This is a genomic window from Collinsella bouchesdurhonensis (assembly GCF_900155365.1).
Taxonomy (GTDB): Bacteria; Actinomycetota; Coriobacteriia; order Coriobacteriales; family Coriobacteriaceae; genus Collinsella; species Collinsella bouchesdurhonensis.
In genome coordinates, this window is record NZ_LT699743.1 from 66,125 (window position 1) to 85,718 (window position 19,594).

Sequence of the window (19,594 nt, forward strand, 5' to 3'; positions counted from 1 at the left end):
TGTCCTCCTGAGTCTCGGTTCGGTTTCTCAGTGTAGCCTAAATGCTCAAGGTATGTATGAGCTTGAAGTTGAGGTGGCCTCGCATGCAGTCGGTGCCCACAACCTCCACGATTGCCCGCTGACCAAGCGAGATGACCTCGCCAGAAGACGTGCCGGTAAGAGTAAGGCGACGCTCATCGAACTCCCACCACTCGTTGCCGCCCAGCGCGCTCATACGCACCAAGCCTTCCGCCGCGGTCTCGTCCACGCGCACGAAAGCGCCCATCTGGTCGATCCAGGTAACGGTTGCCGCCATGCGCTCGCCCACACGCTGAGCGTAGTATTGGGCAACCTTCACCTTTTGAGAGTCGCGCGCGGCAGCGTCGGCGATGCGCTCGCGCGAAGACGCCTCCCGGCAAAGTGCCGGCAGAATGTGCTCCATATCCTGGGCGCCCGTCCCCACCAGGTGCGGCGCTCGCTCGTGCGCCACGCGGGCGCCCAGCCGCTCGCGCGCGAGCAGCATCTTGAGGGCGCGGTGGACCAGCAGGTCCGGGTAGCGTCGAATAGGGCTTGTAAAGTGGCAGTATGCCTCGGCGCCCAGGGCATAGTGCCCCAGGTTATGCGGACGATACACAGCTCGCTGCATCGCACGCAGGAGCAAAGCATTCACCATAGGGGCCTGAGAGGTCTGGGCGCTGCGCTCCAGCACGGCCTCGATAGCATGGGAGTCACCGGTCATGATGCCCAGCGCCTCTTGGCGGTCGATCGCCTGAGCCTCGATCAGCACTTCTGCCGCAGCCGTCAACTCGTCGGACGAAGGGTCCTCGTGCACGCGAAACGCCGCAGGCACCCCCGCCGCCACCAGCTTTCTTGCCACGCACTCGTTGGCAAGAAGCATGGCCTCTTCCACAAGCGACGTCGCCGCGGTACGACGGCGCACATCGATGCGCTCCGGCACGCCCTCGTCGTCAAGGACCGCATGGACCTCGCTTGATTCGAAATCGATAGCACCGCGGCGACGCCTAACCCCCTGGCGCGCATGTGCAAGCTCGTCGGCATCGCGAAGAAACGCAGTGATTTCGATCCCGCAGGCAGCAGCGTCTCGACGCGCCCGCTCGGCACGCTCCACGCATGCCAAATCGACATCCTCGGCGTCTTCCCCATCGCTTGCTGCCTCTCCGCCCCGAAGCAACCAATCGGCAGCATCGTAATCAAGGCGCACGCGCGACTGAATCACACTCGGATAGGCACGGCTCGATACCACGCGCCCGCGCGCATCGAGTTCGATATCCACGGTAAAGGCAAGGCGATCCTCGTGCGGCCGCAAGGAGCACAGATCGTTCGACAGGCGCTCGGGCAGCATGGGCAACACGCGATCGGCCAGGTAAACACTGGTGGAGCGCATGCGAGCTTCAAGATCGATAGAACTCTCCCATAGCACGTAATGCGACACGTCGGCGATATGCACCCCAAGCTTCCAACCGCCCGCTGGCGTGCGTTCAACGGAAATGGCGTCGTCAAAGTCGCGCGCATCCACCGGATCGATCGTCAGCAAGAAACGGTCGCGGATATCGCGGCGCAGCGGATCTTGCAACGCAGATTCGACATCGAGCTCCAGTGACTCGGCCTCCGCGAGTGCAATCGGCGCATAGCCGTCGGCCAAGTCGTAGCGCGCCATGACGGTCTGAATGCCAGCATCCGGGGCGTCTTCTCCACCGATGCACCGCTCGATTGTCACCACGCCCGACTCCATGCGCGTGGGATAGCTCACAATCCGCGCGACGACAAGGTCGCCATCGGTCACGCCCAACCGCTCGGGCGACTGGTCACGCGGGGGAACAAAGAAATCGAGCTTGGCTCGTTTATCCAGCGGGCGCACGACGCCCAGCGGCCCCGCCTGGTGATAGGTTCCCACCAAGACGGTCTGGGAACGTTCCTCCACCGATTCGACCTGCGCGCGGTGCTCGCCGCCCGGCCCGCGATGCAAGCTCACCGTTACGGTGTCACCCGGCATGGCCTCGCGCATACCGCGCTCGGTAAGTCTGAGCACGCCCTCGGCAGTCTCTACCGTAGCGACGCCGCCCGTCACGCGCACCGCGCCCAAAAGGCCCGCTACGCGGCGCGAACGCACGGGAGAACGGTGCCCGTTCGTCTTATGTTTACGCCCCAAGGCGAACCTCCAATCGATTCACAAAAAACAGCAAAGGGCGGGCCGCATAATGCGACCCGCCCCTATCGTGTACCCCTTTGGGCCCTCAGGCTATACCTTAAGGTAGCGCCTCATAGCGATGGCAGAGCCAAACAGGCCAATGACCACGCCGACAAGAAGCAGCGCGCCATAGGTGGCCAAAAACATCTGGATAGGAATCGCAAAGGTGAGGAACTTGATGCTGTTTTGCAGCGCGGGGATACCCACGTTGCGGATAATCTCCAGCACGCCAATGGCGAGCACAGAGCCCAGCAGGGCCTGCAAAACACCCTCGGTGATAAACGGTCCACGGATAAAGCCGTTCGAAGCGCCCACAAGGCGCATGATGGCGATCTCGCGACGACGCGCGGTGATCGAGAGGCGAATCGTGTTGTTGATAAAGATGAAGGCGATAAACGTGAGGAGCGCCACGACCACAATAGCGGCGATGCGAATGTAGTTAGTCACCTGGAACAGACGGCCAACCTCCTCCTGACCATACAAAACGCTTGCCTCGACATCGGCGTCTTTATCGTCTACGCCGGTGTTTTCGTCGTCAACGATCTTGCGGAAGCTCGAGCTTTGCTTGATCTTTGTGGCGGTGGAGGCAACTTGCGAGGGGTCCTCCATCTCGATCACAAAGGAGCGCGGCAGCGGGTTCTCGCCGTCGAGTGCCGACATAGTGGCATCGGCGTTGTTGGACACCTTGCTCTTGTAGTCGGAAAGGGCATCTTCTTTCGTCTTGAAGGTTACGTTCTTGACGTTATCCCAGCTCTTGAGCTCGGACTCGAATGCCTTGATATCATCGTCGGCGGCGTCGTCGGAAATAAACGCGTTGATGGTAACTTCCTGCTCCACCGTACCGATCGCGGCATTGACCATCGCGGAACCGACGATGAACAGGCCGATGATGAACAGCGACAGGAAAATGGTGATGACCGCACCCAGAGACGTGGTCCAGTTGCGGAAGAAGTGCCTATTGGCCTCCTTGATGGAATAACCCAGATTGCTAGGCGCCATAGTTGCCGTAACCTCCCCTCTCCTGGTCGCGAATGACATGACCGGCCTCGAGCGCGATAACGCGACGGCGCATGGAGTCGACCATGGCGCGGTCGTGCGTGGCCACGATAACCGTGGTGCCCGTGCGATTAATGCGCTCGAGCAGCTTCATGATGCCAAGCGAAATGGCGGGGTCGAGGTTACCGGTGGGCTCGTCGCAAATCAACAGCGGCGGGCGGTTGACCATAGCGCGGGCAACGGCAACGCGCTGCTGCTCGCCGCCGGAGAGCTGGTCGGGCATGGAGTCCATCTGGTCTGCCAAGCCAACAAGGCGCAGCACCTCGGGAACCTGGCTGCGAATGACGCCGCGCGGCTTGCCGATGCACTCAAGGGCAAAGGCGACGTTCTCGTAAGCCGTCTTGTTGGGCAGGAGCTTAAAGTCCTGGAAGACGGCGCCGATCTGACGGCGGAGGAACGGGACCTTGCGGTTCTTGATGCGCATGAGGTCCTGGCCGGCAACGAGCACGCGGCCGGACGTGGGCTTGACATCACGCATCAAGGTGGAAAGCAGCGTGGTCTTGCCGGAACCGGAGTGGCCGACGAGGAAGACGAACTCACCGGGGTAAATCTCGATGTTCACATCGTCCAGCGCGGGCTTATTGGGCTGCGCGGCATAGATCTTGGTAAGGTGCTCCATCAGGATAACGGGCTCAACGCCCGCATCGCGGGCCATCTTCTTGCGCGAATCCACCTGCGGAGCAAAGACAGAGGTAAAGTCTGGATTCTGCAGGGCGGCGTCAAGCGAGGCAACCTGCTTTTGCTCGGAAACATCCGTGGATGCGGGATCGACCGCACCGGCAGAGGTCATGAAGGCGCCCGTGGAAGACGGAGCAACGGGATCTGTCGGCGAAGGGATGTTGAGGAGTCCGGGTTGCGTAACCTGCGGGTCCATATCGGCATCCAAAGATGACATGGTGATGTCATCGGCGGCATCGGCCATATCGAGCGGGGCCACCGGAGCGGTCACGTCGGGTGCAGGAGTGTATGCAAAGGGATCGGTTACGGGCTCATAGCCCGTGTCTTCCGGAGCGACGATATCGTCTGCCGAGACAACCGACAACCGAGGGTCTTCGACCTTCGGCGCCGCTTGCCCGTCTCCGGGCTTACGGAAGTGGTTACCCACAAAAGCTCCTTTACGTCGTGCGTTTAAACTACATGAGCGCACCTATTGTAGCAAGACACTTGGCGCGTCATCAAAGTGGCATATGTTTGAACGTCATTTGCACGAAAGGCACGCCACCGTGCGCCATCAAAAAGGCTTCGCTCGCCAAAAAAGACGAACGAAGCCCAATAAAACCGCTTTGCGATGACAGTGAGAACGGGTGCTACGCCATAAAGGCAGCAACCTTCTTGGTGATGCTCTCAGCATCGAGACCAAACTCCTGGAGCAAGTCGAGCGCGGGACCGGAGTACCCAAAGACATCCTCCACGCCGATCTTCTTCATGGGAACCGGGTGGTTTTGGACCAAGACGTCGGCAACGGCATCGCCCAGGCCACCGATCACGGAGTGCTCCTCGACCGTCACCACGCGGCCGGTCTTCTCGGCGCTCTTCAAAATGATATCGGCGTCGATGGGCTTGATGGTGTGGATGTTGATGACCTCGGCATCGATGCCGCGCTCGGCAAGAGCCTCGGCAGCCTCGAGGGCGGCAGAGACCATAAGGCCGCAGGCGACAATAGTCACGTCGGAGCCCTCGCGCATAAGGATGCCGCGACCCAGCTCGAACTCATAGGTCTCGGGGTCGTTGATGACGGGGGCAGCCAAGCGGCCAAAGCGCATGTAGACAGGGCCATCGAACTCATAGGCGGCACGTACGCATGCCTTTGCCTCGACGTCATCGGCAGGAACAACCACCGTCATGCCCGGAATGGTGCGCATGAGGGCGATATCCTCGTTGCACTGGTGCGTAGCTCCGTCCTCGCCCACCGAGATACCGGCGTGCGTGGCGCCGATCTTGACGTTGAGGTGCGGATAGCCAATGGAGTTGCGAACCTGCTCGAAAGCGCGGCCGGCAGCGAACATCGCAAAGGTGCTCGCAAAGGCAACGCGACCGGTGGTGGCAACGCCCGCAGCCATGCCCATCAGGTTGGACTCGGCGATACCGGCGTTGAAGAAGCGATCGGGATAGGCCGCCTTGAACTTTGCCGTCTGGGTAGCAGCCGCCAGGTCGGCATCGAATACGACAAAGTCGTCGTGCTCGGCACCCAGCTCGACCAGGGCCTCACCATAGCTCGCGCGAGTGGCGATTCTCTTCACGTCTGCCATTATTCGCCCTCCTTGTCATGAGCGTCGAGCTCGGCCATGGCCTGAGCGTACTGTTCGTCGTTAGGAGCCTTACCATGCCAGCCAACCTGACCCTCCATGAAGGAAACGCCTTTGCCCTTGGTGGTTTCGCACACGATACACGTGGGCACGCCATGGGTCTCGCGGGCCTCGGCAAAGGCGGCGCGCAGCTGAGCGAAGTCGTTGCCGTCGGCGACCTCGATCACATGGAACTTGAACGCACGGAACTTATCGGCGATGGGCATCGCGGAGTTGACTTCCTCGATGGTGCCATCGATCTGCAAGCCGTTGTGGTCGACGATCAAGCAGAGGTTATCGAGCGCGTGGTTGCCCGCAAACATAGCGGCCTCCCACACCTGGCCCTCCTCAATCTCGCCGTCGCCCAACAGGGCATAGGTGCGATAGGTATCGCCCCAATGCTGAGCGGCAAGCGCCATTCCCACGGCAGCGGAGACGCCCTGGCCAAGTGAGCCGGTGGACATGTCCACGCCCGGGGTATCGTTCATGTTGGGATGGCCCTGCAGGTGACTGCCAATGTGGCGAAGCGTAAGTAGGTCTTCCTTGGGGAAAAAGCCGCGCTCGGCAAGTACGGCGTAGAGGGCGGGCGCGCAGTGGCCCTTGGAGAGCACGAAGCGATCGCGATCGGCACGGCGCGGGTCGGCCGGGTCGATATTCATCTCCTCGAAATACAGGTAGGTCATGATCTCCGTAGCTCCAAGCGAGCCGCCGGGATGTCCCGACTTCGCCGCATGGACACCGGTGACGATTCCCTTCCTCACTTCGTTGGCAAGGTGCTCGAGCTCTTCATCGCTCATGGTGCCTTCCTTTCGCACGTTGTGTCGTCGGTTACGAATACGTCCGCGCCGCCTTGGTTTGCAAAGCGACACGTACGCTTCCCCATTATGAACCAAGCGCCTCCCATTGCCAGGCACAACTGCGCTACGGGGTTATCAATCGGCCAGTGGGCGCAAACGTTTTTTCACTCATGTAAAAAACAGCAGCGGGCATCGCACACCCGCCGCCGCGCTACACGCCCAGCTCTTTGAATCCCTCGCCAAACGCCTCGGTGACATCGGAGATGATGACGATGGCGTCTCGGTCGCGCTCGGCCACAATAGCCTTTAGGGGCGAAAGCTCGCGGCGCTCCAAAATCACCATGAGCACTGGCTTGTCGTTACCGCTCCACATGCCCGTCGCACTCAGCTTGGTGCAGCCGCGCCCCAAGCCGTGCAAGATATCGTCCGCGATATCGTCAAAACTATCGGAAATGACAAAAGCCATGCGGCGCTTGTTGCCGCCGTCGACCACGGCATCGACTACGATGCCCATGAGCACCATGGCGAGCGCAGCGTAAAGCGCATTGATGAGCGAGAACACGGGAATCGAAAGCGCACAGACGGTAACGTCGATGACCATGGTGGTAGCGCCCACCGGCAACGACGTCTTGCGCGAGATGATCTGGCCGATGGTATCCGACCCGCCGGTATTGGAGCCGCAACGCAGCACCAAGCCGTAACCCAGGCCGCACGCCAGCGCACCCCAAAGAGCCGAAAGCATCAGCTCCTCGCCGCCAAGCGGCGTGACAAAAGGCGCAAAGAGGTCGGTGAACACACCGAGCAAAACAAATCCCGTCACGGTTTGAATAACGTAGAGCAGGCCTCCGGCGCGTGCCACCGCCAGCAGCAGAACGGCATTGATCACAATGGTCTGGATGCCAACGGGAAGCGTCAGGCCATTGCGGGCGCCCAGCTCTTGGATAATCGTCGCCACGCCGGTAACGCCGCCCGCGGCAAGACCGTTGGGAATCATGAACATGTCGGTTGCGAACGCCGCGATAGCGCAACCGAGCACGACCATCGGCAGATCGCGCACGAAGTTCGATTGGATGATGCGCTTGATATCCAAACGATGTCCCACTATTCCTCCTCATGAGAAAGGACGCATCGCAACGTTCGCGGTGCGCCCCTTAGGTATCAACGGCTCGATTGTACCGGATGAAGCGCGGCTCGAACACCGCCCCTTCCGTCAGCGTAGGCTATTCGTCCAGCAAGGTATCCTCTGCAGACGGACCCTCGGCATTGCCGGTTGCCCAGCGATGATAGCCAAAGATAAACGGGTCTAGGTCCCCGTCTTCCAAAACAGCATCGGGGTTGCCCGTCTCTACACCTGTACGCAGGTCTTTGACCATCTGATACGGATAGAGCACATAGCTTCGAATCTGGTTGCCAAAGCCGATCGTATGCTTGGGCCCGCGAATCTCGTCGAGAGCCTCTTCGCGCTTTTGAAGCTCCAGCTCGTAGAGGCGCGCTTTGAGGATCTGCATACATGCGGCTTTGTTCTGTATCTGGCTGCGCTCGTTTTGACAGGTGACCACAATACCTGTGGGGATATGCGTGACGCGCACGGCAGAGTCGGTGGTGTTGACGCCCTGTCCGCCGGGGCCGCTCGCGTGGTACACGTCCACGCGAATATCGCCGGGATCGACCTCGACCTCGATATCATCGGGCAGCACCGGGATGACCTCTACGCCCGCAAATGTAGTCTGGCGACGCTTTTTATCGTCCGTAGGCGAAATGCGCACCAAACGGTGCACGCCCGCCTCGGCACGCAGCATGCCAAAGGCGTTCTTGCCCTCAACGGTGATGGTGGCACGGTCGATGCCGATAACCTCTGCCGCGGGGCAGTCGTTGACCGTCACCTTCCAACCGCGGCGCGCGCAGTACTTCATGTACATCTTAAAGAGCATGAAGGTCCAGTCCTGCGCCTCAAGACCTCCCTGGCCGGGCTTGATGGTGAGAATCGCGTTGCCGTGGTCAAACCCGCCGGTAAACCAGCTGGAGAGCTCCATATCGTCGATCTTGCGTTCAAGGGCCTGCGCCGTAGACGCCGCCTCGGTCAACAGCTCCTCGTCGCCGCCCATCTCGTCGGCAAGTTCGAGTGCGGCAAGAGCATCGGAGATGCCTTCACGCGCATCCGCCACGGCCTGGATGTCCTCTTTGCAACTGGAAAGCTCGGCCATAAGCGTGCGGGCGGCATCGGGGTTATCCCAAAAGCCAGCCTCGGCGCTTTTTGCCTCAAGCTCCGCCACGCGGGCGCGCTTCTCATCTAAATGAAGATAAGCCTCGACCTCGGCCAGACGCGCGCTCAGGGCGTCCAGGACCTCGGCCGAGGTTGTCATGATTTCAGTCGACACTTATCGGTTCCTACCGTGGCAGTTCTTGAACTTCTTACCCGAGCCACAAGGGCACGGCTCGTTGCGCCCCACGTTGACATAGGGGTCGTCCGACTCGTCCTTGCGGTAGGTCTGCACGTGGCCAAAGGAATTGGCAGCGCCGGAGCCGCCCGTGACGGTGGTGCGAGCGCGGGCAGCAGCCTCGCGGCGAACGGTCGCAGATGCGTCGTCGCCATCGACCTCGCCCGGACCGGAGTACTGGGCGCCCTCAAGCTCGGCAGGGGCGTCGTGCGTAGGCGCGGGAGCGTTCTTGACCTCGATGCGCAAAACGGTGCGCAGGTAATCCTCGTACATGGTGTCGACAAGCGTCTGGAAGGCAGCGAAGGCCTCGGACTTGTACTCGACCAATGGGTCGCGCTGGCCAAAGCCTCGCAGACCAATGCCGGTCTTGAGATAGTCCATCTCCTGCAGGTAGTTCATCCAGCGGGTATCGATTACGCGCAGCATAACCTGGCAGTTGAGCTCGCGCATAAGGTCCTCGCCCAGGCGCTCGGCCTTGGCGTCGTAGCACTTCTGAACATACGCCAGCACTTCGGCGTTGAGTTCGTCATAAGCGCTGTCGGCAAACTGGGGAGCGTCCACGTTGCCCGTAAGCTCCACAACCCACTTGTGCAGGCCTTCAAGGTCGCGCTCTCCCTCATGGCTATCGGTGGCACAGAACTCCTGCACGCAGCGGGCCACGGTGTCCTTGATGACATCGGAGACATGGTCGCTAAGGTCCTTGCCGTCCAGAATCATGTTGCGCTCGGCATAGATAACCTGGCGCTGTTTATTCATGACGTCGTCGTACTCAAGGACGTTTTTACGCATGGAGAAGTTGATATTCTCGACCTTGCGCTGGGCGCTCTCCACGGCCTTGGACACAAACTTGTGCTGGATAGGCATGTCGTCGGGCATATCTGCCGAGATCATCATGTTGGAGATGCGGTCCATCTTGTCGCCGCCAAACAGGCGCATGAGGTCGTCCTCGAGCGACAGATAGAACTGCGTCTCGCCCGGATCGCCCTGACGGCCGGAGCGGCCGCGCAGCTGGTTGTCGATACGGCGGGACTCATGGCGCTCGGTGCCAATGACGGTCAGGCCGCCGGCTGCAAGCACGCGCTCGCGCTCGGCCTTGCAGGTGGCAACGGCCTGCTCACGTGCGCTCTCGAGCTGCTCGAGCGTGGCGTCGGCCATCTCGATGCCCGCATTGGCGAGCATCTCGCGCGCGAGCTCATCGGGATTGCCGCCAAGCAGGATGTCGGTACCACGGCCAGCCATGTTGGTGGCGATGGTCACGGCACCATAACGGCCGGCCTGAGCGACAATGTGAGCCTCGTGTTCGTGGAACTTGGCGTTGAGGATGGCATGCTTGATGCCGCGGCTATCGAGCAGGCGCGAGAGCTTTTCGGAGCTCTCGATAGAAACGGTGCCCACCAGCACAGGCTGGCCCTTGGCATGGCGAGCCTCGACGTCGTCGGCGACAGCGTTGAACTTGGCATCGATAGTGCGGTAGACCAAGTCATCGTGGTCCACGCGGATAACGGGCTTGTTGGGAGGAATCACCTGAACGGGAAGCTTGTAGATCTCGCGGAACTCGGCATCCTCGGTCAAAGCGGTACCGGTCATACCAGAAAGCTTGTCGTACAGGCGGAAGTAGTTTTGCAGGGTGATGGTGGCGAGCGTTTGATTCTCCTCGCGCACAAGCACGCCCTCTTTTGCCTCGATAGCCTGGTGCAGGCCCTCGGAGTAACGACGGCCCTCCATAATGCGGCCGGTAAACTCGTCGACGATCTTAACCTCGCCGTTTTGCACGACGTATTGTTTATCGCGATGGAACATGTACTGGGCCTTGAGCGCCTGCTGCAAGTGGTTGACCAGCTGACCGGACAGGTCGGCGTAGATGTCCTCGATGCCCAGGCGCTGCTCGATCTTCTTTAAGCCGCGCTCGGTAGCCGCGATGGTGTGCTTGGCCTCGTCCATCACGTAATCGCCGGTCTCCTCCTGGGGCTCGACGGAGGCAAGCATATCGTGCTGGACCTCCTCGCCGCGCTCCAGGCCGCGCACGGCACGGGCGAAGTCCTTGTAGGTGCTTGCAGACTTGGTGCCAGCGCCCGAGATGATGAGGGGCGTACGCGCCTCATCGATAAGGATGGAGTCGACCTCGTCGACGATGGCGTAGGCGTGACCACGCTGCACGCGCTGAGCAGCGCGCACCACCATGTTGTCGCGCAGATAGTCGAAGCCGAACTCGGAATTGGTGCCGTAGGTGACGTCGGCGGCATAGGCGGGCAGCTTGTCCTCGAGCGGCATGCCGTTTTGCAGCAGGCCCACAGTCATGCCCAAGAAGCGATAGATCTTGCCCATCCACTCGGAGTCGCGCTTTGCCAGGTAATCGTTAACGGTAACGATGTGGACGCCCTTGGCGGGAATGGCGTTAAGGTAGCCGGCGAGCGTGGAGACAAGCGTTTTACCCTCGCCTGTCTTCATCTCGGCGATCATGCCCTCATGCAACGCCATGGCGCCGATGAGCTGCACATCGAAATGACGCATGCCAAGCGTGCGCTTGGAAGCCTCGCGAACGGTGGCGAATGCCTCGGGCAGCAGCGCGTCAAGCGTCTCGCCCGCCTCGTAGCGCTCGCGGAACTTGACCGTTTGGCCCGCCAGCTCTTCGTCAGACATCTTGACGAAATCAGGCTCGAGGCCGTTGATTTTTTCAACGATCTTCTCGTAGCGCTTAATGTCCTTGTCGGAGCCAAACGAGAGCAGCTTAGACATGAAACCCATAGACGGTGTCCTTTACTTAACCGAGCCAAATAAGCTCGATGAATACACAGTTGAGTTTACTTTAGCCATATTTGCACCTTGGCAGAGTCATATATTGCTCCCCCACGTATAAACCATGCTCGGTATAGACGGTATAGAACATGCCGCAGGCGTATCATGTGGCGATCAGCCGCATGCAAAGCCGCACGTGGCAGACAAGCTCAAGCCAGGAGGAGCAATGCGACCGATGAGACTCATCAAGCGTCAGGTAACCGACGCCGACGCAATCAAGGACATCGTAGATTCCGCGCAGATACTGCACATTGGCGCCATGGATGGCGACGGCATGTTCGTCGTTCCCGTGAACTACGGCTACCGGTGGCACAAAGAGCGCGACGGAGCGGAAAGTCTATCGCTCTACCTGCATTCGGCACGAGAAGGTCGCAAAGCCGAGGCGTTCTTCGCGGGCGGCAAAGGCGGCGTTCGCGTAGCGATCGAACTTGAAGAGGACCGTGGCAACATCACAGGCACATTTGCCTGCGCGTACTCGCGTTCATACCGCTCCATCATGGGATCGGGCATCGTGTTTGCGGTTGATGATCCATCAGAAAAGGAGCAGGCCCTTCACCTCATCATGGCGCACGCGGCGCCCGATATGCCCTCCCCTGTCTTCATGCCCGATGCGCTCGCGCGCGTCGCGATCTTTCGCATCGATGTTGACACGCTCTCGGCCAAGGAGCGCGCACCCAAGCAATAGGTGAGACTCCAGCGCGAGGCAAACCCGCAACGGCTCGCCTCGCGTCCCTCGCGTCTATTCTTAATTGCCTTAATTGCCGCTAGAGACCATCGGCGCGATAGCCGCCGCAAGATTGCTGACGGGCATCGTTTGCAACCAGATACGGCCCGGACCCGTAAGCACGGTGTTGAACAGGCCCTCGCCGCCAAAGACAATGTTCTTGGCGCCCTTGACCATTTGTGCATCGATTTTGACCGTCTCTTCGAAGCCGGCAACGTTGCCGGTATCGACGATCATCTGCTGTCCCGGGGCAAGTTGATATTCAACAAGGTCGCCGTCAATCTCGGCAAAAGCGATGCCGCTGCCCGTAAGCTTTTGCATGACGAAGCCTTCGCCGCCAAAGATGCCGGTCTTTGCCTTTCTATTAAAATGAACGCTCAGCTCAACACCGCTTTCGGCAGCGAGGAACGAGCGCTTCTGCAAAACCCAGCTTTTGTTAGGACCGATCTCGATCGGGACGATACGACCCGGGAAGCACGAGCCAAACGTGATCATGGCGCTGCCGTGCGCGGTCCAGATGTTTTGAAACATGCTTTCGCCCGATACGGCCTTTGAAAACATCTTGCCAAGCCCGCCGCCCGTGGTAGACATCTCCATGTTGGGGGTCATCCAAACCATGGTGCCGCTCTCGGTGATCATCGATTCACCATCGGCAAGATTGCACGTAACAACCGGGAAGGTTCCTCCAAGAATCTTGTACTGCACGACATGCTCCTTTCGTTCGATGTCGCCCGACATATGGGGACAGACTATTGTATCTTGTTAATTATTATCGAGAACGTCCCCTTTATCTCAACCCCAAGACGGCGGCCTGATGTCCCAAATCGATGACCGTTCCCGGCTCTCACGCACGCCTCCCTTAAAACGAGTGGCGGTAAATCACTCATTTTGAATCGAGTGGCGGATAAACGCGCGCAATCTCGTCGATTTCCTCCCCAAAACGTTTCAAAAACCGCCACTCATTTAAAAACGTTTGAAAACCGCCACTCATCAGCCACCGTGCATCAGCCACCGACCGTCAGCCGCCGACCGTCAGCCGCCACTCATCAGCTACCCTGTATCAGCTGCCGATCATCTGACCCGTGGCAACGTCCCCTCGAAATAGAAAAAGGGCTGCGACCCACAGGATCGCAGCCCCCATACGTGCACTTTGTTGCAAGCAGCAAATGCTACTCGGCAGCCTCGGTGGTCTCGGCCTCAGCAGCGGCCTCCTCGACCGGAGCCTCAGCAGGAGCCTCGGCGGCCTTCTTGGCAGCCTCAGCAGCGAACTTCTCGGCACGCTTTGCCTTCTCGGCAGCCTTAGCCTCAGCGGCAGCCTTGCGAGCAGCCTCGGCCTCGGCAGCCTTAGCGGCCTTAGCAGCCTTGGCCTCCTCAGCCTTCTTGAGCTGAGCAGCGGCGGCGCCACCGAACTTGTCGGCGAAGCGCTGGACGCGTCCACCGGTGTCAACGAACTTCTGCTGGCCAGTGTAGAACGGGTGGCACTCGTTGCAGAGCTCGACGGTAATCTCAGACTTGGTGGAGCGGGTCTTGAACACGTTGCCGCAGCTGCAGCGGACGGTGCACTCGACGTACTCCGGATGAATTCCTTGCTTCATGGCAGGGCTCCTCTGGAATCGCGTCCTGGTTTCCGACCAGGACTAGGGGTGTCTTGGTTTCCGACCAAGACAAGACAGCCTGCCTAGGATAGCACAGACCCCATCGACCTCGCCAAGCCCACAAAAGCACCACGCCAATACTCGCGCACGGCGCGCCCTGGGCACGAGCTGCTCTCCCCCTTCCGATTTCCGCCGTGTTACCCGCGTGAATGGCATGTGTAAAGCGCGCCGGTACATCTACAATGGTGAGTATTGTTATCTCTGTGCGCGGCGCCGTGCCTTGCGCACACGTCGAAGGGACTCTCATGGCCGAGACCGCCTCCAACCGTATCGTCATCACCGTCCTGGGCGAAAACCGCCCCGGCATCGTCGCCGGCGTCACCCGCGTGCTGGGCGAGGCCAACGTCGACATCCGCGACATCACGCAGTCCATCCTCGAGGACATCTTCACCATGACCATGCTCGCAGACTGCTCCGAGTCCACGCTCGACTTCACCGACCTGCAAGAAGCACTGGTCCAAGCAGGCGAGCTCTCCGGCGTAACCGTGAACATTCAGCGCGAGGACGTTTTTAACTTCATGTACCGCCTCTAAGCCCTACGGTATTCCAACGACATTCAAACAGCGCTTTGCGAAAGGAGCCTTAACCGTGGCATATGACGCTAAAAAGATTTACTACCGCTTCGACGACTATCTGAGCCGCCTGGTGCTCGACTACGAGGCAAGCCGCCAGATCGACGAGGACAGTGAACGCCTGTACCACGGTTTTCCCAATGCGCCCTACGACGAATCGCTCTTCGAGCAGCATAACGTCAAGCGTGGCCTGCGCAATGCCGACGGCTCCGGCGTCGTCGCGGGCCTTACGCGCATCTCCGACGTCCACGGCTACAACCGGATCGACGGTCGCGTCGTCCCCGACGAGGGCCGCTTGAGCCTGCGCGGCTACAGCATCGACGACCTAGTGAATCACGCCCAAGCAGAAGACCGCTTTGGCTACGAGGAAGTCGCCTACCTGCTGCTCACCGGTTCCCTTCCCAACAAGGAAGAGCTCGAGGGCTTTTGCGAGCGCCTGCGCGCATTCCGTCACCTCTCCGGCGACTACATCCACGAGTTCCCGCTCACCACGCCCTCCAAAAGCATCATGAACACGCTGGCACGCGCCGTCTTGCTGCTATACCGCTTTGACGCCGAGCCTGACGAGATTTCGCCGGAACACGAGATCGACGTCGCCATGTCCATGATCGCGCGTCTACCGCGCATCGCCGCTCTCGCCCACATGGCACGCGTCGCCCAGCGCGAGGGGCGCATGCCGCAGATTCCCCAGCCCTCCCCCGACCTCTCCACCGCCGAAAGCGTCCTGCAGGTCCTGCGTGGCGGAAACGATTTCACCCATGACGAAGCCATGTTGCTCGATGTCATGATGATGCTGCACGCCGAGCACGGCGGCGGCAACAACTCGACGTTCGCCTGCCGCGTGCTCTCTTCCTCGGCAACCGACCCCTACTCCGCCTATGCCGCCGCGATCGGCTCCCTCAAGGGTCCGCGCCACGGCGGAGCCAACGCCAAGGTCGTTGCCATGCACGAGGACATTCGCAAGAATGTTTCGAACTGGGAGAACGAAGACGAGCTCGCCGCGTACCTCACGCGCATCCTCAAGCGCGAAGCATTCGACGGCTCCGGCCTCATCTACGGCATGGGCCACGCCGTCTACACGCTTTCCGACCCGCGTGCCGAACTCTGCCGCACCTATGCGCGCAGTCTTGCGCAAAAGAAGGGCCTGGGCGATGAGTTTGCGCTCATCGAGCGCATCGAGGGCCTCGCACCGCAGCTCATGCGCGATGTCTGCGGCATTACCAAACCTATCTGCGCCAACATCGACCTGTACACCGGCTTTATCTATTCGATGCTCGGCATCCCCGAGACGCTCTTCACCCCGATGTTCGCCGTTTCACGCATGGCAGGTTGGGCAGCCCACCGCATGGAGGAACTCTTCTGCGCACATCGCATCATCCGCCCGGGCTATCAATCGGTGCTGGATGACGTCACTTACCTGCCCATCAACGAACGTCAGTAGGCTTTTTCGCTTTGTCCTCCGAAAGGACCCTATGATTTTCTTTTCCGATATGGATGGAACGCTGCTCACCTCCGACAAGCGCATCACGCCCGAAACCTGGACTGCGCTCGACGCGATCCACGATGCGGGCATGCAATTCGTCCCCTGCACAGCGCGTGCCTTCAACGGCGTGCCGGCGGAGCTTTTGGCGCATCCGTCCGTGCGCTACGTCGTGACATCGAACGGTGCCTCGGTTGTGGACCTGCAAACGCAAGCCCAAATCCACGCCGTGCATCTCACGCGACAGCACGTGCTTGACATTTACCAGGTGGCCCGCGGCTATCGCGACATCACGTTCGACATCTTTTCCAATGGCACCTGCTATTCTGAGCGGGCGCGCTACGATCGCCTTGCCGAGTTCGCCGGCAAGCTCTCCACCTTGGAGTCGCTCCAGAGCAACCGCACGCCCTACGACGAGCCCTGCGAGAAGTTCATTGCCGAGCACGACGATTTTGAGCGCATTACCATTTATTGGAAAAACGAGCGCGACGCCATCGAGCTCAAAGCCGCCTATAGCCAAGACCCCACGCTCGCCATTGTGCGTTCCGCGCCCAATAACATCGAGCTTTCCGACCCTGCAGCAACCAAGGGCGGCGCCCTTACCTGGCTGTGCGGGCACCTGGGCATCAACATTGCAGATTCGGTTGCCTTTGGTGACAACATCAACGACATCTCGATGATCGAAGCGGCGGGCTGCGGCGTGGCGATGAAAAACGCCGAGCCCGAAGACATCGCGGCAGCAAACCTGGTTGCCGACTACAACGATCGAGATGGCGTTGCCAAAGTGATTATGGAAAAGCTCGGACGGTAAAACCCCGCTCCCCATGCTCAAATGCGTCCAAAAGCTCCGGCTCAGCAAAATCGAGCCAGAGCTTTCTGCATCACTGCATGTTAACGACAACGCGTGGGTCCAGGTGGCCCTTTTGAAACGCAAATGTGTGGCGGCAAATCAAACGTTTTCGAACGAGTGGCGGATAATCGTGCATCCTGGCGTCACATTCGAGCTCAAAACGCTTCGAAAACCGCCACTCATTTAAACATGATTGAAAAGCCGCCACTCGTCAGAATTATTTGGAGTCCAAACGCTGTCGCAGCAGCCGCCCATAATCGCCTGCAAGAAAACGGCGGTCGCGAAACAAACCATTCCGCAGACCGCCGCATACATCGAGAAGCCTCACTTCCCCCTGCCGCTGTTGTGCTCAGCATCGGTGGCGTTGGCATAACCGTAGTGGCGCGCGATGTTATCCATGTTCGCAATGGCAAGGTTTACGCCGTTATGCCAGCACGAAATTGCATAGCGCTCGTAAATCGCGATCGTGCGGGCAGAATAGCTCTTGAGCTCGCCGCGCAGGTAGCTTTCAAACGAAGTCGAATCGGGCTTGTCGTCCTCGGAAAGAAGCGGGCGCCCACCTTCGGCCATGCGCGGGAACAAAACGTTTGCCTGCGCCTGCCACACCAGGAAGAACTTGACGATATGTTCGATGCGCTCACACACCTCATACGGAAGAAGCGGGAGCTGAGAGGCGATCTGCTTAAACGCCGTGTCGTCGGTGTTTTCCATCATCCAGGCGTATTTCTCGGTCATCAAAGAACGACCAGTTGCCGAAGCGGTCGAGACATCATCAAGATACGACTCGAGAAGCTCGTCCGAATAGGTCTGCAAAAGCGAGGTGCGCATGATCTTGAAGGTGTCGGGGCGCCGCTGACAAGACGCAACACCGCCTTCGTTATTCACATGCAGGAAGTCCTCCCATTCGATGCGTACGATTGTGTCGATAAGTTCTGCTCTGGACATGATAGTCACTCCTGTCTCTAGTCGCACGGCATCGCGCACGGCGCCATTCCCGCCGCGGTGCCCAATGTCCTGATGGCGTTCACATGGTCAAGCAAGAAGACCGATGTATCATCCGTAAGTTCCTGACGCGCCAGCTCTGCCACGATCAGCGCGGCTGCATCGTCAAGCTCGTTTTGGAGGGCGCGCGCGTTGCAAGTTCCAAGCGCACCCGTAAACGACCCGGCAGCGCGCAGATGCGCCGCAACGGCACGGCCCAGCTCTCCGCAGCAGCGTTCACACGAGATAAGGGCCCATTTGTAGTACGGGCAAAAGCGATGCGACAGTTCGTGCACAAGCAGGCATGCGGCCTCGACGGCACGCGCATAGGCCAAGCAGCAGCCAACTTCGTCGCCACGAACCGCAGCGCGCACCAGGTTGTACTGGCCCGCTTGAGCAAAGTCCATGCATCGCTGCGCGATGCGCTGCAGTCGCACGGCATCGGGGTATCCCAAAAGCAAGCGCTCGCGTATACGCGAAAAATCGCCCGGCCCATCGTAAAAAACGTCGCCGTTCGTGGCTGCCGCGAGGGCGTGCTCGGGCGTACGTGTCCACTCGGCAAGCGTGCACGGGCCCTCGGGGCATCCCGTAAAGTACGCGTAGTGAGTTGCCACGGTCCATGCACCGGCCCTCCCCTGAGGAACCGGAGCATGAAATCCCAAGATGGGATAGCCGCAATAGTTCGAAGGAAGCGCTCGCATGATTTGGTCGGCGGAGGCAGCGAGCGCCTGCTCTCCGTCGCGGACCCAAACGCACAGGGAAACGCCCCAGTCGTGATCGCGAGAAACGTCGTCATCAAAGCCAAAACGATCCGATCCGTCGCCAACGCTGCCTACGGCAATGCGAGAAAACGCCTCGTCTCCCAGGCCGCGGCGCAGCTCGGGCAAGGCCACCTTGGTGGCATATTCACGCGTCAGTTCAAGACCTTGCATTCAGGTCCCCCCGCACGCGCTCGATGTTTTGACAGACTATCGTATAGGCGCGCGATTCGGTACCGAACAGCTCACCTGCAATTTCGCGCGACTCTTCAAAAAGCTCAAGCGCATGCTCGGGCTCCCCTTGATCTGCAAGGAATCCTGCCACGTTGTTAAGAGCGCTCGCGTAACTGGCGCTCACGCGGCCGTTAAGCTCGAGCGTCATAGCGCGTCCGCGCTCAAAAAGGTCTTTTGCACGCGCGATATCGCCCGCGTGCCACAGACAGACACCAAGGTTCATAAGCGTTGTTGCAATAGAATTGGGATGCTGGGTGCCGGCAGCCGAACCCTCGAGCAGCGCCAAAGCGCGCTCATGACATGCGCGCGCCTCATCATAGCGGCCCTGGTCTTGGTAGAGCAGGCCGATGTTGTTGTAGCAGCTGATGGTACGCCAGTCGTCCTCGGGCAAGCTTGCCTGATAGATCTTAAGGGCGTGCTTGAACGTCTCCTCGGCCTTATCGAAATCCCTGCAGAGACGGTAAAGACCAGCCAGGTTGTTGACCGTCGTACCATACTCGGAATTTGTTTCGCCCCACGCTTCGCGCAAGATCTCCCCAGCCTCGATAAAGTGCTCGCGGGCATCGTCGTAGCGGCCAAGATAGCGCTCGACCGAAGCGGCATCGTTTAAAGCAATGGCCAGATGTACATCCCCCGGCGCACAGACAGAGCGCGCACACGCAAGCTCCTCGCATGCCACAGGATACGCAAGGGCGTATTCACCGCGCATCATATGGGCCTGGAGCTGCTCCGTGATCCGATTGAGCTCCGTATAGTCCGGCTCGTCTGCATATCCCATAG

General features: G+C 59.9%; 17 protein-coding genes. 4 read left to right on the forward strand and 13 right to left on the reverse strand.

Going from position 1 to position 19,594, the window contains the following annotated elements:
• Nucleotides 1–37 precede the first annotated feature (37 nt).
• From BQ9843_RS06535 to secA, 8 genes are all read right to left on the reverse strand, one after another.
• The gene (locus BQ9843_RS06535) at nucleotides 38–2,149 is read right to left on the reverse strand and encodes a ribonuclease R family protein (RefSeq protein ID WP_075844388.1); all 2,112 of its coding nucleotides are present in this window, start codon (nucleotides 2,147–2,149) and stop codon (nucleotides 38–40) included.
• 90 nt (nucleotides 2,150–2,239) lie between these two features.
• Nucleotides 2,240–3,187 carry a permease-like cell division protein FtsX gene (gene ftsX, locus BQ9843_RS06540; protein ID WP_075844389.1) on the reverse strand — a complete coding sequence of 316 codons (948 nt, stop codon included), beginning with the start codon at nucleotides 3,185–3,187 and terminating at the stop codon, nucleotides 2,240–2,242.
• Nucleotides 3,177–4,349 (reverse strand): cell division ATP-binding protein FtsE, encoded by a 1,173-nt coding sequence (gene ftsE / locus BQ9843_RS06545; protein ID WP_040221027.1) that lies wholly within the window; start codon nucleotides 4,347–4,349, stop codon nucleotides 3,177–3,179. Before ftsE ends, ftsX begins: the two co-directional genes overlap by 11 nt.
• A 202-nt stretch (nucleotides 4,350–4,551) precedes the next feature.
• A complete protein-coding gene (locus BQ9843_RS06550; protein ID WP_075844390.1) occupies nucleotides 4,552–5,493 on the reverse strand; it encodes a transketolase family protein in 942 nt (313 codons plus the stop codon).
• The gene (locus BQ9843_RS06555; RefSeq protein ID WP_075844391.1) at nucleotides 5,493–6,326 is read right to left on the reverse strand and encodes a transketolase; all 834 of its coding nucleotides are present in this window, start codon (nucleotides 6,324–6,326) and stop codon (nucleotides 5,493–5,495) included. Before BQ9843_RS06555 ends, BQ9843_RS06550 begins: the two co-directional genes overlap by 1 nt.
• Before the next feature lie 211 nt (nucleotides 6,327–6,537).
• Nucleotides 6,538–7,428, reverse strand: coding sequence for a YitT family protein (locus BQ9843_RS06560; RefSeq protein WP_040221033.1), 891 nt, complete (start codon nucleotides 7,426–7,428; stop codon nucleotides 6,538–6,540).
• 118 nt (nucleotides 7,429–7,546) lie between these two features.
• Nucleotides 7,547–8,689 carry a peptide chain release factor 2 gene (prfB, locus tag BQ9843_RS06565; RefSeq protein WP_075844695.1) on the reverse strand — a complete coding sequence of 381 codons (1,143 nt, stop codon included), beginning with the start codon at nucleotides 8,687–8,689 and terminating at the stop codon, nucleotides 7,547–7,549.
• 15 nt (nucleotides 8,690–8,704) lie between these two features.
• Nucleotides 8,705–11,509 (reverse strand): preprotein translocase subunit SecA, encoded by a 2,805-nt coding sequence (gene secA / locus BQ9843_RS06570; RefSeq protein ID WP_075844392.1) that lies wholly within the window; start codon nucleotides 11,507–11,509, stop codon nucleotides 8,705–8,707.
• Between the two features lie 226 nt (nucleotides 11,510–11,735).
• Here secA and BQ9843_RS06575 point away from each other — a divergent pair, with 226 nt between their 5' ends.
• Nucleotides 11,736–12,245, forward strand: a complete 510-nt coding sequence (locus BQ9843_RS06575) for a pyridoxamine 5'-phosphate oxidase family protein (RefSeq protein ID WP_083647971.1) — start codon at nucleotides 11,736–11,738, stop codon at nucleotides 12,243–12,245.
• Between the two features lie 69 nt (nucleotides 12,246–12,314).
• Here BQ9843_RS06575 and BQ9843_RS06580 read toward each other — a convergent pair whose 3' ends face one another.
• Both BQ9843_RS06580 and rpmE read right to left on the reverse strand, forming a co-directional pair.
• Nucleotides 12,315–12,989, reverse strand: coding sequence for a TIGR00266 family protein (locus BQ9843_RS06580; protein WP_075844394.1), 675 nt, complete (start codon nucleotides 12,987–12,989; stop codon nucleotides 12,315–12,317).
• 464 nt (nucleotides 12,990–13,453) lie between these two features.
• Nucleotides 13,454–13,879, reverse strand: coding sequence for a 50S ribosomal protein L31 (gene rpmE, locus BQ9843_RS06585; RefSeq protein WP_075844395.1), 426 nt, complete (start codon nucleotides 13,877–13,879; stop codon nucleotides 13,454–13,456).
• A 305-nt stretch (nucleotides 13,880–14,184) separates the two neighbouring features.
• Here rpmE and BQ9843_RS06590 point away from each other — a divergent pair, with 305 nt between their 5' ends.
• Genes BQ9843_RS06590 through BQ9843_RS06600 form a run of 3 tightly spaced genes read left to right on the forward strand, consistent with a single transcriptional unit; the run spans nucleotide 14,185 to nucleotide 16,802 of the window.
• Entirely contained in the window at nucleotides 14,185–14,472 is a 288-nt protein-coding gene (locus tag BQ9843_RS06590) for an ACT domain-containing protein (RefSeq protein WP_022386636.1), read from the forward strand.
• Between the two features lie 55 nt (nucleotides 14,473–14,527).
• Nucleotides 14,528–15,952, forward strand: coding sequence for a citrate synthase (locus BQ9843_RS06595; protein ID WP_083647973.1), 1,425 nt, complete (start codon nucleotides 14,528–14,530; stop codon nucleotides 15,950–15,952).
• A 31-nt stretch (nucleotides 15,953–15,983) separates the two neighbouring features.
• Complete coding sequence (locus BQ9843_RS06600; protein WP_075844397.1) at nucleotides 15,984–16,802, forward strand: Cof-type HAD-IIB family hydrolase; 819 nt, start codon at nucleotides 15,984–15,986, stop codon at nucleotides 16,800–16,802.
• A gap of 363 nt (nucleotides 16,803–17,165) precedes the next feature.
• On the opposite strand, the gene BQ9843_RS06610 is transcribed toward BQ9843_RS06600, so the two are convergent.
• From BQ9843_RS06610 to BQ9843_RS06620, 3 genes are read right to left on the reverse strand one after another with little or no spacing between them, the layout of a single operon-like run.
• Entirely contained in the window at nucleotides 17,166–17,786 is a 621-nt protein-coding gene (locus tag BQ9843_RS06610; RefSeq protein ID WP_022386633.1) for a DUF4125 family protein, read from the reverse strand.
• A gap of 17 nt (nucleotides 17,787–17,803) precedes the next feature.
• Nucleotides 17,804–18,754: a DUF4037 domain-containing protein gene (locus BQ9843_RS06615; protein ID WP_075844399.1), complete on the reverse strand. Its 951-nt coding sequence runs from the start codon at nucleotides 18,752–18,754 to the stop codon at nucleotides 17,804–17,806.
• On the reverse strand, nucleotides 18,741–19,592 hold the full coding sequence (locus BQ9843_RS06620; RefSeq protein ID WP_075844400.1) for a tetratricopeptide repeat protein: 852 nt from the start codon (nucleotides 19,590–19,592) through the stop codon (nucleotides 18,741–18,743). Before BQ9843_RS06620 ends, BQ9843_RS06615 begins: the two co-directional genes overlap by 14 nt.
• Between the last annotated feature and the right edge of the window lie 2 nt (nucleotides 19,593–19,594).

Coding starts and splice junctions, on each gene's coding strand:
- BQ9843_RS06610 (WP_022386633.1), bottom strand. CDS start 17,786: ATGTCCAGAGCAGAACTTATCGACACAATCGTACGCATCGAATGGGAG.
- BQ9843_RS06620 (WP_075844400.1), bottom strand. CDS start 19,592: ATGGGATATGCAGACGAGCCGGACTATACGGAGCTCAATCGGATCACG.
- BQ9843_RS06600 (WP_075844397.1), top strand. CDS start 15,984: ATGATTTTCTTTTCCGATATGGATGGAACGCTGCTCACCTCCGACAAG.
- ftsX (WP_075844389.1), bottom strand. CDS start 3,187: ATGGCGCCTAGCAATCTGGGTTATTCCATCAAGGAGGCCAATAGGCAC.
- secA (WP_075844392.1), bottom strand. CDS start 11,509: ATGGGTTTCATGTCTAAGCTGCTCTCGTTTGGCTCCGACAAGGACATT.
- BQ9843_RS06575 (WP_083647971.1), top strand. CDS start 11,736: ATGAGACTCATCAAGCGTCAGGTAACCGACGCCGACGCAATCAAGGAC.
- BQ9843_RS06555 (WP_075844391.1), bottom strand. CDS start 6,326: ATGAGCGATGAAGAGCTCGAGCACCTTGCCAACGAAGTGAGGAAGGGA.
- prfB (WP_075844695.1), bottom strand. CDS start 8,689: ATGACAACCTCGGCCGAGGTCCTGGACGCCCTGAGCGCGCGTCTGGCC.
- BQ9843_RS06615 (WP_075844399.1), bottom strand. CDS start 18,754: ATGCAAGGTCTTGAACTGACGCGTGAATATGCCACCAAGGTGGCCTTG.
- BQ9843_RS06590 (WP_022386636.1), top strand. CDS start 14,185: ATGGCCGAGACCGCCTCCAACCGTATCGTCATCACCGTCCTGGGCGAA.
- rpmE (WP_075844395.1), bottom strand. CDS start 13,879: ATGAAGCAAGGAATTCATCCGGAGTACGTCGAGTGCACCGTCCGCTGC.
- BQ9843_RS06550 (WP_075844390.1), bottom strand. CDS start 5,493: ATGGCAGACGTGAAGAGAATCGCCACTCGCGCGAGCTATGGTGAGGCC.